Source organism: Lentisphaera profundi (assembly GCF_028728065.1).
Taxonomy (GTDB): Bacteria; Verrucomicrobiota; Lentisphaeria; order Lentisphaerales; family Lentisphaeraceae; genus Lentisphaera; species Lentisphaera profundi.
In genome coordinates this window covers 1,802,027-1,815,617 of record NZ_CP117811.1, presented here as the reverse complement: position 1 = coordinate 1,815,617, position 13,591 = coordinate 1,802,027, and the positions used below count along the sequence as shown (strand labels likewise).

The window sequence follows — 13,591 nt, the reverse complement described above, 5'->3', positions numbered from 1 at the left end:
TTAACGGTATTTTTTATTGCGCTTGGCTGCTTCGTGTGAGTTTCTAAAAAGAGTGTCCATATTTTGCAGTGCAGAACCAGTGCCATTAGCAACAGCACAGAGTGGGTCATCGGCTACGGTAACAGGAAGACCTGTTTCTTGGCGGAGTAATTTATCTAAGCCACGGAGCAAAGCACCACCGCCAGCTAAATAGATGCCGTGATCAATAAGGTCAGCAGAAAGTTCCGGTGGGCATCTATCGAGAGTTTGGCGAACAGCTTCAGCAATTGATGTAACCGGAGGCATGAGAGCTTCACGAATTTCAGTACTGGTGATGGTGATCGCTTTCGGGAGTCCTGCGAGCTGATCATTACCACGTACTTCCATGGTTAATTCACCTTCGTCAAGAGGGAAGGCAGAGCCAAGATTAATCTTGATGTCTTCCGCCATTCGAGGGCCAATTTTCAAATTGTAGTTATTTTTTATGTGATTAGTAATAGCCATGTCCATAGCGTCACCACCAACTTTCACACTTCTACTTTCTACGATGCCAGCTAAGGAAATCATGGCAACTTCAGTTGTGCCCCCACCAATATCTACAATCATATTGCCTGTAGGGTCGGCGACCGGTAGTCCTACGCCAATGGCGGCAGCCATCGGTTCGAAAATTGTTTCTACTTCACCTGCACCAGCTTTTTTAGCACTTTCTTTAACCGCACGCATTTCGACTTCGTTAATTCCAGAAGGAACAGCGATAAGTACACGAGGCATGGTTAAATTACGGGCACGTGAATGAACTTTGTTAATAAAGTAACGCAACATGATTTCAGTAATGTCAAAATCTGCAATGACGCCATCTTTCATTGGGCGAATAGCTCTGATTGAACCGGGAGTTCTACCAAGCATTTTTTTAGCTTCAATACCTACGGCTAGAGCTTTGCCAGTATCTTCGTGTACAGCAACTACGCTGGGCTCATTGAGGACGATGCCTTGGTCGCGAACGAAAACAAGGCTATTGGCTGTACCAAGATCGATACCGATATCTTTGACGAAAACTGATCTGATTTTATTAACTAGACTCATAGGAAACTGATTTTAAAATTTTAAACAAGTCTTAAGATAGTTCGATAATGGATTTTGCAAAAAAGCCCCTCGATAAAAAGTGGCTAAAAAGCAAGTTAATCGTCAGTATTATGAGATTAATTGCGGGGGTGGTTGGTATTTAAGAGAAAAAACTGCCGCCCTGAGTGTTGGGAGTGTGTCAATAGGAGGAGTGAGGAGTAGGACGGCAGTTTAAAGTTTGCTTGTTTCGATTTTTTAAGTCGCCGCCCCTGGGAGTGTCAATAGGAGGGGAGGAGTGTTCGGGACGGCGACTTAAAAAATCGTTTGAAAAATTCCTTTGTTTCTTACTTATATAATATTCATAAAAATATACATTTCAAATTTTTACGGCGACAAATGTTAAGAAAAGGTTAATTCGAGTGTAAAAGGAGTTTCTTTTACTTGATGAAAAGGGTTTGAAAAGTGATCCCGTGAAGGCATTTTACAGTAAAATTTAACAAGGAAGAGAATGATAGAAGAATTTCGCGGGCTAAGTGCCTACACCGATGGGACTCGATTAAAGTTAGCGTATGTCTTGGGGATAGAAAAAAAACGTGCTCAAGCATTGATAGCAAGTGGCCGAACTATTCCCTTGCCTCTAAAGAATGTGTTATTTAGTTTTGATACTCAGATTAGTGAAGATGATTTTCGCTTAAAGCATAGAGATCATGAAGAGAAGATTGCGAAGATTGCCGAACAAATTGATTTAGAAATGCTGTGGGAGATGCTTGATGGCGAAGAGTGTAAAACTTTTTCGTTAACAGACTTATGTGACTTTTATTTTTCCGAGAAAGCAGATTATTCAATGTCAGCCTTATTTGATGTTTTATGCCAAGATATTGTTTACTTTAAACAGCGGCTCGCTGAGTTTACTATAAGAGATTCAGAGCAAGTACAAGCAATCCTGAAAAGCAGAGAAAAGAAACGATTACAAGAAGAGTATGAAGCTGAGCTCGAGCCTTGGGTTAAAAAAGTCTTAGTTAGCACTGATGAAGAAGCTATTGAAGTACCCGAAAAGTTCACGTCTTTTGTCGGTCAGTTATGCAACTTGATTTGGTCCAAGCAGAATTCAGATGCCTCGCGTTTTTTGGATAAGTTGATAGGCAAAACCCCGGTGAGAATTAAAGCTTTAGAGTTTCTTAAGAAAACGGGAAGTATTGGAGAAGGTCATGACGAGCATTTATTATTGGCGGGGATTCGTCCTGACTTTTCTCAAAAGCTATTAGATTTAGCAGATGAACTTGAGGTAGAAGAGGCAGATAGAACTATTTTAGGTCCTGATTTTTATTGTTTTAGTATAGATGACGAATCCACAAGTGATGTCGATGATGTACTTAGTGTAGAGCGTTTAGCTGAAGGTAAGCTAAAAGTGGGAATTCACATTGCGGATGTTAGTTCATATGTCGTCAAAGGAAGCGTTCTTGATCAAGAAGCACAAAATCGAGCTACGAGTATTTATTTACCTACGGGTACAGTGAATATGTTCCCCCAGGAACTCTCTACTAATAGAGCTTCCTTATTGCCAGGAGAAGCAAAACCTGCACTCTCGTATTATGCTACTTTTGATAGTGACGCAGAAGTCATCGATAAAAAAATTGAGAGAAGCCTCATCCATGTGAGCGAAAAATTGAGTTATTCATTTTGTGATGACGTGTTGGATGGCGAAGTAGAAGCCACAGAAGGTTTAGAGCAAGATTTGCATAGTCTGCATGATTTATCTATTCAGCTTATGGAAAAGCGCAAAGCGAACGGAGCGGTGACGTTTAATCGGCCTGAGAATAAAATCACAGTGAAAGGTGACGAAGTTACTGTAACGGAAGTGAGAGCGAATTCCGCTAGTCGTGCCTTGATTGGTGAATTCATGATTTTTGCAAATAATATGGGAGCACAATATTGTCTTGATCATGATGTTCCCGTTTTATATAGGGTCCAAGAAAAGTCGGATAAAATTGTTCCTATGCCAGATGTGTATGATCCGATATCTTTTGATGCAGCTATTAAGTGTATGAAAAAATCGAGAATGACACTCTATGCAGGAGCGCATGCAGGCTTAGGTTTGGATTGTTACACACAATTCACTTCTCCTATTCGTCGTTATACGGATCTCGTGATGCAAAGGCAGCTGATTGCAGCAATCGAGAAAAGAGAATTTATTTATCAAGAAGAAGATTTATTGGAGCTTCAGGCAAAGGGTGAGAGTCGTCTTGGAGAAGTAAGAGATGTGCAAAGACAATCAGAAAGCTTTTGGTTGTACGAGTATTTAAGGCAATTCAAATTAGAGGAAGTCTATGAAGCAACAGTAGTGGCGCATCTAAATGGCGGGCTCTTGGTTGAATTAGATGGAATTGCGATGAGACTTAAATTGAATCATGGTAAAAAGCTAGATATTGGTACGCGCCTAGAGGTGAAAATTCAAGAAGTAGACCCTAAACTAAGTCATGCGAAGTTAAGTTTAGAGAAAATTTTTGAGTGAGAAGAGTATGCTTTTAGATGTGGATAGATATAAGTTTATTGAAGAAGTCGAAAGGTTGCTCCAAGGAGTCGGAGACTTTCAGTTAGATAATTTTCGGGATTTAGAAGTACAAGAAGAAGAAAAGGAGCCACGTGAGTTGGTTTCTTTTGTTGATCGTCAAAGCGAAGCCCTCTTGTTTGAAGGTCTGACACCACTTTTTCCAGAGGCTGAATTTTGGGGTGAAGAGACTGGTAAACGAGGAGAAGCTGATTGGATGTGGCTCGTGGATCCCTTAGATGGAACGACTAATTACCTCAATCACTTAGATCAATTTTCAATTTCAGTAGCACTACTCTATAAAGGTAAACCTCAGTTCGGCGCTGTATATAAACCCATAAGTAGCGAGTTTTTTCATGCGTTTAAAGGTGTGGGATTTTTTCATAACCACAAGCAATTAATTCCTCGAACAGGACATAGAGAATTTCGTAAAGCGATGTTAGGAACGGGCTTTCCTTATCGTTCGCCTGATTTAAAAGATCCTTTTTTTACTTTGATAGAAGACCTAATGCCTCGTTGCCGTGGGATTCGACGTTTTGGTTCAGCGGCCTTAGACTTGAGTTATGTAGCGGCGGGTTGGTTACAAGGTTTTTGGGAAAGTGATTTACAGCCTTATGATGTAGGAGCAGGTTTACTATTTCTAGAGGAAATGGGAATGAAAGCTACTAATCATAAGGGTGAAGCTTACGATATGAATGTAGATCGCATGTTAGTGACGGCTCGTGCAGATGTTCATACGGAGCTACTCGATCGAGTTTCGCATCATTATGGAGATAAGGATCTAAAGTTTTAGTTTATGCAGATTGCGATAATTTATTTTTTGGCTAAATAATGGAGAAGGCACCTTACCGTCCTCAGTTTAAGGTTCTGATGCTTGTAAGTGTTTTTATACTTATCTGCTTTAGTCTGCCTATGCTTTACTCAACGAGTGCTCCTGTGCATGGGAATAAATATTTTTTCAATCAGACTTTATTTGTTTGTATAGGTGCGAGTTTAGCCTTTTTTATTCAGTATATTGATTATAACTGGCTATGTCGAAATGGCCGTTGGCTGTTAGTTATTTGCTGTGTAGCCTTACTTTATTTAGTATTAGCCAATGTCTTGAGCAAAGCAGGCTACTCTGATTTAGTTAAAAAATTTCCTTTGATTAAGGCGATAAAAGGATCTTATCGGTGGTTTCGGATTGGAGGTTTTGGTATTCAGCCCGCGGAGTTCACAAAAATTGGCCTCGTTTTAGTTTTGGCAGAATATTATCATCACAATATAAAGAGAGTCCATGAAACCAAGTATGGTTTTGTGTATCCTGCTATTATAGGAGGAGTCGTGATGTTGCTCATCCTCTTGGGGGGGAGTTTATCGATGACAGTCTTAACTGGTACGGTTATTTTAACTGTAATGTTTGTAGCGGGAACTCGTTTACGCTGGCTCTTAGCCTGTATAGCCTTAGGGATTGGAGGCGTGCTTGCGATAGCAAAAGTTTCTCCAGTTCGAGCATCGCGTTTTGAATCATTTTTAACTCCAGAAGAACTTTCAGGTGATAAGGGTTATCAATTATGGCATTCACTTTTATCCTTGGGTTCAGGTGGTTGGACAGGGCAGGGTTTTTCTGAAAGTCGGATGAAAAATGAATATTTACCAGAAGCTCATACAGATTTTATTCTCGCAATTGTCGGTGAGGAATTAGGTTTTTTGTGCATCCTCTTTGTTTGTTTTTTTTACTTACTATTTCTCGTCTCTTCACTTAGAGTAGCAGGGCAGGCACGCAATGTACGAGGGGTGATTTTAGCCGCTACTTTAGGTTGTACAGTAGTGCAGCACGCCTTTGTTAATATGGGTGTGATTTGTGGTTTATTGCCTACGACAGGAATTACGGCACCATTTATAAGTTATGGTGGATCGAGTATGGTTTCAGCCTTTATTTCAGTAGGGCTTTTAATGAGTGTGGATAGGATTACGTCTAATGGTGAATACGTACCTGAGAAACCTTCGAATTCCCATGTTAAAGGTCCTTTGATGCTGCCCGGAGAGAATGTTGAATAAGTTACTTGTCTCATGTGGTGGAACTGGAGGGCATTATTACCCAGGTTTATCGATTGCGAGGAAGGCAAAAGAACAAGGACTTGATGTGAGTCTGTTCCTTACGGGAAAGCGTGCGCCTGGGCAAGCAGAATTGGCTAGGCAGCATGGCTTGGAGTCGACTTTAGCTCGGGCATTAAGTTTGCCGAGGAAACCTTGGCTGGCGCTAGTTTTTGCTTATAGGTTTTACTGTGATTATTTAAATGCAAAAAAGTTCTTAAGAAAAACGGAGCCCGATGCGGTGTTGTTTATGGGGAGTTTTGCAGGAGTTCCTTTGGGGATGGCTTGCAAGAGTTTAAAAATTCCTATTTATCTTCATGAAGGTAATGTATGGGCGGGTAAAGCTAATCGCTTTTTATCTAAATATTCTAAAAAATTCTTTGCAAGTTTTCCAGTGAAGAACGAATCGGCCATCCAGTGTTCTACGGTGGTTGTGGGCATGCCTATTAGACCGGAGCTTCTGAGAGAAGAGTTTTCGAAGCCAGAGTTCATTTCTACGCTTAATGATAAGGACCCGATGATTCTCTGTTTTGGTGGTAGTCAGGGAGCTCAAGCTATTAATCAAATGCTTCCCTATTGTTACGAGGTTTTACTAGCGAGGAAGTATTCATTGCAGTTGGTTCAATTGACAGGGACGGACGATAATCAAATGCTTATAGAAAGGTATGGTGAAGCTCCAGTTGTTGTGGCTAAGCAGAGTGATGAAATGGGGGCCTTAATTAATCGAGCTTCTGTAGTGGTTTGTCGAGCAGGCGCTTCGAGTATTGCCGAACTCATACATTTTAAAACGAAGACCGTTTTGATTCCTTACCCCATTGCAGCTGAGAATCATCAAGAAATCAATGCAGATTTTGCGTGTAAGTCGAAAGGTTTTTATAAATTGAATCAGTCTGAAATTGATAAATTTAGTTTGGCGAATGCAATTGAGTTACAGTTGCGCCAAGGAGATGATTTAGATTTCAGTCAGGTTTCTTATCCAAATGCAGCCGAGAAAGTGCTTAAAGAAATTTTTTCTTAAACTTCAAGTGTGCTAAGCATTTTGTGGATATTGTCTTCGAGATAATCACAATCAATAACGGTAGATTGTTCATCGCTGAGGTGAAGGATGATTTGGCGGTGGATTTTACATTGGTAAGTTTTTTCCAACAGATAGCGGTAGAGTGAGAGCTGTGCGCTGTAGTGGCTGAAGTTGCAGTCATCTAGATTGGAGCTGGCAGTATGAGGGCCTTTTTGTCCTTGATAGGAACGTTTGTTGATGCGCTTATTGGTTTTCCAGTCAAAAAGTAATAAGGTGCCAGATTTTTTATGCTGCGCAATTAAATCTATAGTTCCTGCAAGTTTGAGTTCCTTGCAATAAATGATGACTTCGGGAAAAAGTTCAAATTTTTCTAAATCAATATTTTCTGTAAGCCAGTTTTTCCCAATGATGCTTTTGAGCTCTTTCGGTTCAGACTTGTTTATAATGAATTCTTCTAACTCTTCATGAACTTGTGTTCCATGATCGGCTGCGGCATTCCATTCATCTTTAAGTTGTTCAACGGTCATGCCGAAATATTTTGGGACATTATTAACAAGTTTGTTTGCTACTTCATCGGCATTGAAGGGGCTGAAGAATTGTTTGATGAAAGTGGTGCAAGATGTGAATTGAGCATTGGGATCAGATTTGAGCTTATATTCATGTTCTTCTTTTAGCAGATAAATGTCATCCGAGAGAAAGTGACTCATGTTAAATTTTACCTGATTTTTTGAGCCATGCAAAGGTTCGCTTTAGCCCTTCTTCATTATCAATTGAGGGGGCATAGCCGAAGTCAGATTTGGCAGCAGTGTTATCAAAGTAATGTGCTTTAGCCAGTTGAGCTGCGACAAAACGGGTCATGGGTGGTTCACCACTGAGTTTAAAAGATTTGTAAACCCACTCTAATATTGCACCGATTTTTGCGGCTTTCGCATAGGATATTTTTCCGTTGGGAAGGGGGCAGTCACTCAGGCTTAGGAGTTCTTTGATCCAAGGCCATAGGCTTACTGGTTTTGGATCGGAGATAAAGTAAGCTTTTCCTGCAGGCTTCGAAGTTTTATCGAGTTCTGCAGCTGCTTGTAGGTGGGCTTTTGCAGCATTTTCTACGTAGGTTAGATCGACAAGGTTATTGCCATCGCCTACTTGTTTGAGTTTTTTACTTTTGGCCTTTTCTAGCAATCGTGGGATGAGATGTTGATCTTCAGGGCCCCAAATTAAATGCGGGCGTAATGAACAGGTTTTGAGTTGTTCGCCATTTGCGGCTAAAACTAATTTTTCACCTTCAGCCTTGCTTTTGGGGTAGCTAGTTAAGTATTTGTCAGGGTAAGGGAGGGACTCATTGCCATTTTCAATGGCATCAATTCCAAAAACTACTGAGGGCGAGGACGTGTAAATTAAATTAGTAACCTTTGCACCAAGACATGCATTGATTACTGATTGTGTTCCCTGGGTATTGACTTTATAAAATAATTTTTCGTCTCCCCATACACCAGCAATTGCAGCAGTATGAAAAACGTTGTGGCAGCCATCCATAGCGCGGGTTAACTTCATGGTTTCGTTGATGTCACCCTGTATCCAGGTACATTGCTTTAAGTCGTCAGGAGCTTGAGAACGATTATATAAAACGACTTCATGTCCTTGCTCGAGTAATTGTCGAGCAATATAGCGACCCAGAAAGCCGCTTCCACCAGTAATAAGGTTTTTCATAGTTAGATCCCGCCCCGGAGGACGGGGCTCAATTACTGATTGAGTAGGTTGTTAACCGCAGCAACAATAGCACGAACAGCAGCTTGATTGATATTAGAATGATATCCAAAACCAATGAAAACATTTTCATCTGTAATATTCTTAATCGAAATACAGGAAACGGCTTCTGCCTGAGCTGAGTCGCCAATCGAGTCTTCACCAAAATGCTCTAGAGTGAAGCTAGGGATCTCAAGTTGTTTGAGTGCAGCTACAAAAGCTGAGATGGGGCCATTATCTCTTGCTTCGAGAGTGACTTTTTTACCTTTGAAAAGGACTTCGATTTTTGCATTGATAATCTCTGGATGCTTTTCATCCGGGTAGGGCCAGTAATTACTCAAGCTTAAATTAGCATTTTTAGGATTGATATAGGCTTCTTCAAAAACTCTCCAAACTTCTTGTGTAGAGACTTCACGACTTACGGCTTCGGCATAAGCCTGGACACGTTTAGCAAAGTCAATTTGTACAAAGCGAGGCAATTTTATGTTGTGCTCTTTTTCAATTATATGAGCAATTCCACCTTTTCCTGATTGGCTATTAATGCGAATAAGGTTTTCGAATTCTCTACCGATATCGGCGGGGTCGATGTGTAAATAAGGGATTTTCCAACGGCCAAAAGTTTCCATGAGTGCATCTTTTTTGAGAGTGGATTTATGAATGGCATCTTGGTGCGATCCAGAAAACGCAGAGAAAACTAATGAACCCACATAGGGGTGACGCTCATGTGGAGGCATGTTCGTAAGTTGAGAAATAGTCTCGGTGATATTCATCAAATCAGAGAAATCTAATCCCGTATCAACGCCGAGGTACTGCAAGTTCAAGACCAGTGTTATCAAATCAACATTGCCAGAGCGTTCGCCTTGACCAAAGAGAGTGCCTTCTACGCGATGAGCTCCTGCTTGGATAGCCAATTGTGAAGAAGCGACGGCACATCCCATGTCGTTATGAGCGTGGAGAGATATGATAGCTTGGGTGGATTTGAGTTTGCGTTGAAAGAGCTCAATCATGTCTGCGTAATGAGTCGGCGGACGACGCTCTACGGTGGCAGGAAGGTTGAGGATGACTTGTTCGCCTTCCGCAGGTTGCCATTCATTAATGACGTGATCACAGATCTCTACAGCAAAATCTAGGTCAGTATCTGTGAACTCTTCAGGAGAAAATTCTAAGTAAAACTTACTAGGGTTAAGTTTGCTGGCTTCTTCTTTAATAGCTTGGACTGTTGCCGTACACATTTCAAAAACATCTTGTCGTGATTTTCCCAAGACATGTTCGCGGTGAAGGTCACTAGTCGCTACATAAAAATGAACTGTTGCTTTAGGCACGTCACGCAAGGCGTACATAGTTTTACTTACCAAGTCGGGGCGAGCAGGGACGAGTACTGAAATCATAACATCATCTGGGATGAGTTTGTTTTCGATCAAATGACGGCAGAAGTCATAATCATCTTTAGACGCCGAGGGGAAGCCAATTTCAATTTCTTTGAAGCCAATTTTGACAAGGATATCAAAGTAGGTTTTTTTCTGCTCGAGGGTTAAAGGGTCAGGAAGTGCTTGATTTCCGTCGCGCAAGTCAACGGCGCACCATCTTGGGGCTTGTGTAATGGGAGTATCTGGCCAAGTTCTATTTGTGATGCCAATTTCGGGGATAGCGGAATATTTTTTCATGATATTTATTACTTAACTTTGCGTTATTCTTTTGAGGGATATATGCCTTTTTCGATGGCATTTTTAATGATGCTCTTGGTGTCTTCGGGGAATTCTCCTCGCAGGATCCAATCTAAGTAGCCACGATCAGTTTTTACTAAATCTTTGAGTAATTTACCTTGGTTTTTACCAAAGCCGATAGAGGCATCTTCACCTTTCCAGTGGAGGCGACCATTCATGTCGATCCAACGTTCATCTTTACAGTACTCAGCTAATAGAGCAATGTCATTTTCGATGTCGTCATACATGTCTAGTTGTCCTTCTAAGACGTCGATTGTTGCGATTACATCATTTTCTGCAGCGTGTGCGCCTTCCAGGTCCTTTTTGCAATAGAAACGCAAAGCGGCTTCCAGAGTGCGGGGCTCCTTTTTATGAAAGATTCTTTGTACATCCACAAGTTTGTGAGCAGAAGCGTCAAATTTTATTCCAGCGCGTTTAAATTCTTCAGTTAAAACACGGAGGTCAAAACGCAAAATATTATAACCAGAGATATCACAACCTTCAAAAAAGTTATAGATGCCCTTAGCCATTTGTTTGAAAGTGGGCTCGTCTTTTACGTCATCATCAGTAATGCCAGTGATTTCAGATGCTTCACTTGAAATGGGCTTTTCAGGATTGACGCGACGGGTTTTGATATCTCGTTTACCATCGGGATGAATCTTGATGCAGCAGACTTCAATAATGCGGTCTTCAGTGGGGTTAAGCCCTGTGGTTTCCAAATCAAAAAAAACGATAGGTCGCTGGAGATTAAGTTTCATGTTTTATCCTAAGGTAAATGGTGGTGTTTTAAGGTATAGGGTTATTTTTTATTCGTTGAAATTATATGCGCGTTTACATGTTTTTCACATGAGACAATAATTTCTTTAAAAGATTTTTCCATTAGATCAACAAATGATGCGCCTATTTTTGTGTCGCCAATGTTGCTTAAGGTGATTTCGGGTATGATGATTTCGTTTATTTTTTTTGAATCCTGATAGTAATGGACTTTAGTATTTGTTAAAGTCATTTGTTGGAGCGCAAAATATTTATGCTCATCCTCAAGTCCGCGGCTTGTTATATCTTCAATAATTGCACGTTCTCTAGTGGCGAACTTTATGATGTGGGCTTCGATTTCGCGAAAGTTTTTACCTTCTTTTCCAATCCAGAAAATTTCTAAATTATCGGTCTCTAAGTTTTCGATAATAACGGTGTCCTTAGTTATAGACATCGGATTTATTTTCATTTTTGCAGAAGTCATGATCATTGCTAGGGGAGTGCTTGATCCCTTTGGGTTGGCAATGAGTAGCTTTTGCATAGTGGCTTTTCCCGTCAAAAGACTGAAACTTGATTTTGAGAGTTCCACATCGGTGCCGGTTATGTTGTGAGTAACCTGATTGATAGTTTTTTTAATGATAAACCCCATGGAAGACAGGGCTATTAATACTGAGATTATGGTTGCTAAAAATATGATAATGATGAAAGAGTATTTTTTATTCATGGTGAATATCCTGGGAGTTCAGATCAAATGGCTCACAAAGTAAGCGGAGTTCATTAAGATTCAATACTAATGAGAGCTTATTTTTTACTGAGAATTGAGTCTAAAATACTTTGTGGATTTTGGTGGACTTCCCACATTTCAGCAGAGTCGGCGGCCATGAAATTTTCATGGATTGCTCCGTTTAGAAGTTCTAGTAAAGGATTGTAATATGATTTTGTATTTAAGATCATAAGTTTTCCCTTGAAGAGCTCAAGTTGTTTCCATGTTAAGGCTTCCATAAACTCTTCTAGCGTTCCGCAACCGCCCGCGAGAGCGATTGCAACATCACAGTTTTCCAGTAATTTTTCTTTGCGTTCATGCATGGTTTTAACGATATGCATGGTGGGTACGCCGAGGTGTTGCCATTCTCGCTCAATCATAAATTGCGGGATGAAACCTCTTATTTCGCCTCCATGGTGAATCATGCTGTCAGCTAAGGCGCCCATTAATCCACTTGCGCCTCCTCCGTAAGACACTGTACAAGGGATTAGAGAGAGCAATTCGCCAAGCTCTTTTGTGCTATCGAAGTAATCTTGGTGAATATTAGGGCTAGACGCGCAGTAGACGGTGATATTAAGTTTATTCATGATTCCAGGTTGATTTTAAATTAAATATAGAAAATAAATAGAGCCTTAAGTGAAAATTAAAAAATGAGTTCTTGCATGTCTTGCACTACTTATGTATAATCTGAGGATTATTATAGATGTGGATATGTGGATGACGCAAGAAGAAACAGTGAAAAACCAGAGTATGGCAACACAATTGCCTGAAGAATTGCTTGCGAAGCTTCGCGAAGCGAATGATTCTGAGCAAGATTCAGGTTTTAGTATTGCATCAAATTTTTCTGAGCGATATGAATTGGGCTTGGTTTTAGGTGAGGGTGGTGCGGGCAGAGTTATAGCTGCTTATGACAAAAATGTTCGGCGACGTGTGGCAATTAAATTTATCCGATCCGATAAAGCCAGTGAAATAGCCTTGAGATATTTTTTAAAAGAGGCGAAAATCACAGGGCAATTACAGCATCCTCATATCATTCCCTTGTACGAACTAGGTATGACTGAGAATGACGAAATTTATTATGTCATGAAGTTGGTTCAGGGCGTGACTTTAGATGGGATATTAGAAGGGATTCGCATGGGGGATATTTCGATGATAGAACGTTTTCCTCTTCCTAGTTTGATGAAGATATACCGCAGAGTATGCGAAGCTGTTTCCTATGCCCATGCCAAGGGTGTGGTTCATTTGGATTTGAAGCCCGATAATATTTTAGTTGGATATCTTGGTGATGTTCAGGTAACGGATTGGGGTTTAGCTAGATTGCGGCGTGGGATGGAAGATATATCGGAGTTGGAAATGGTTGATATTGATGAAGATATAGATTTCATAATAGATTCTGAAAAAGAGAAGGTTATCGGAACACCTGCATTTATGTCTCCAGAACAAGCCATAGGTAATTCTGATTTAGTGGGTACACGTAGTGATATTTATGCATTAGGAGGGATTTTATATAAAATTCTAACCTTACGAGCTCCAGCAAATGGGAAAACGACTACGGCGGTCTTGCGCCGAAAGTTGAATGAGAAAATTAAGCATCCCTTGTTGTTTAATGAAGAAGCTGTTGGGAATAATCCTGATTGTGTGCGTTTGGTACATTTGCCAGATAGTAAAGTACCGCGATCCTTGGCTGCCATATGCATGAAATCTTTGGATGAGAAGTTGGTTGAGCGTTATCAGAAAGTCGGAGATTTGATGAGAGATGTCGAAGTTTATATGGCAGGGTATATTCCGGATGCGGATAAAAGCGCTGGTCTGAATCGTCATTTTTCTCAATTTATTTACCGCAATCAAAAAAGTATTGTTTTGGTTTTGATTTCAGTTTTCACCGTTTTAACAATTGTTATTATACTCTTGCTTTTAATCCAGTATTATAGATGATGGATCTAGGCGTG

Annotated in this window: 12 protein-coding genes; 5 read left to right on the top strand and 7 right to left on the bottom strand. The window is 40.5% G+C overall.

All coding sequences use genetic code 11. From position 1 onward, the window contains the following. The gene (locus tag PQO03_RS07180) at positions 1-1,062 is read right to left on the bottom strand and encodes a rod shape-determining protein (RefSeq protein ID WP_274149105.1); all 1,062 of its coding nucleotides are present in this window, start codon (positions 1,060-1,062) and stop codon (positions 1-3) included. A 487-nt stretch (positions 1,063-1,549) separates the two neighbouring features. Here PQO03_RS07180 and PQO03_RS07175 point away from each other — a divergent pair, with 487 nt between their 5' ends. From PQO03_RS07175 to PQO03_RS07160, 4 genes are read left to right on the top strand one after another with little or no spacing between them, the layout of a single operon-like run. After that, positions 1,550-3,553, top strand: a complete 2,004-nt coding sequence (locus PQO03_RS07175; RefSeq protein ID WP_274149103.1) for an RNB domain-containing ribonuclease — start codon at positions 1,550-1,552, stop codon at positions 3,551-3,553. Beyond that, on the top strand, positions 3,546-4,382 hold the full coding sequence (locus tag PQO03_RS07170; RefSeq protein WP_274149100.1) for an inositol monophosphatase family protein: 837 nt from the start codon (positions 3,546-3,548) through the stop codon (positions 4,380-4,382). The genes PQO03_RS07175 and PQO03_RS07170 overlap by 8 nt, the downstream gene beginning before the upstream one ends. A gap of 38 nt (positions 4,383-4,420) precedes the next feature. Continuing rightward, complete coding sequence (locus PQO03_RS07165) at positions 4,421-5,629, top strand: FtsW/RodA/SpoVE family cell cycle protein (RefSeq protein ID WP_274149098.1); 1,209 nt, start codon at positions 4,421-4,423, stop codon at positions 5,627-5,629. Beyond that, the gene (locus PQO03_RS07160; protein ID WP_274149097.1) at positions 5,622-6,683 is read left to right on the top strand and encodes a UDP-N-acetylglucosamine--N-acetylmuramyl-(pentapeptide) pyrophosphoryl-undecaprenol N-acetylglucosamine transferase; all 1,062 of its coding nucleotides are present in this window, start codon (positions 5,622-5,624) and stop codon (positions 6,681-6,683) included. Before PQO03_RS07165 ends, PQO03_RS07160 begins: the two co-directional genes overlap by 8 nt. Here PQO03_RS07160 and PQO03_RS07155 read toward each other — a convergent pair. From PQO03_RS07155 to PQO03_RS07130, 6 genes are all read right to left on the bottom strand, one after another. Beyond that, positions 6,680-7,390: a PD-(D/E)XK nuclease family protein gene (locus PQO03_RS07155; protein WP_274149096.1), complete on the bottom strand. Its 711-nt coding sequence runs from the start codon at positions 7,388-7,390 to the stop codon at positions 6,680-6,682. The genes PQO03_RS07160 and PQO03_RS07155 overlap by 4 nt on opposite strands. A 1-nt stretch (position 7,391) precedes the next feature. Then, the gene (locus tag PQO03_RS07150; protein WP_274149095.1) at positions 7,392-8,387 is read right to left on the bottom strand and encodes an NAD-dependent epimerase/dehydratase family protein; all 996 of its coding nucleotides are present in this window, start codon (positions 8,385-8,387) and stop codon (positions 7,392-7,394) included. 32 nt (positions 8,388-8,419) lie between these two features. Further along, positions 8,420-10,087, bottom strand: coding sequence for a 2-isopropylmalate synthase (locus PQO03_RS07145; protein WP_274149094.1), 1,668 nt, complete (start codon positions 10,085-10,087; stop codon positions 8,420-8,422). 23 nt (positions 10,088-10,110) lie between these two features. Beyond that, positions 10,111-10,884: a 3'-5' exonuclease gene (locus PQO03_RS07140; protein ID WP_274149092.1), complete on the bottom strand. Its 774-nt coding sequence runs from the start codon at positions 10,882-10,884 to the stop codon at positions 10,111-10,113. Positions 10,885-10,925: 41 nt separating this feature from the next. Further along, a complete protein-coding gene (locus tag PQO03_RS07135) occupies positions 10,926-11,603 on the bottom strand; it encodes a hypothetical protein (RefSeq protein ID WP_274149091.1) in 678 nt (225 codons plus the stop codon). A 77-nt stretch (positions 11,604-11,680) separates the two neighbouring features. Beyond that, positions 11,681-12,229 (bottom strand): LOG family protein, encoded by a 549-nt coding sequence (locus PQO03_RS07130; protein WP_274149089.1) that lies wholly within the window; start codon positions 12,227-12,229, stop codon positions 11,681-11,683. A gap of 130 nt (positions 12,230-12,359) precedes the next feature. Between PQO03_RS07130 and PQO03_RS07125 the strand changes: the two genes are divergently transcribed. Beyond that, entirely contained in the window at positions 12,360-13,577 is a 1,218-nt protein-coding gene (locus tag PQO03_RS07125) for a serine/threonine protein kinase (protein ID WP_274149087.1), read from the top strand. Positions 13,578-13,591: the final 14 nt, after the last annotated feature.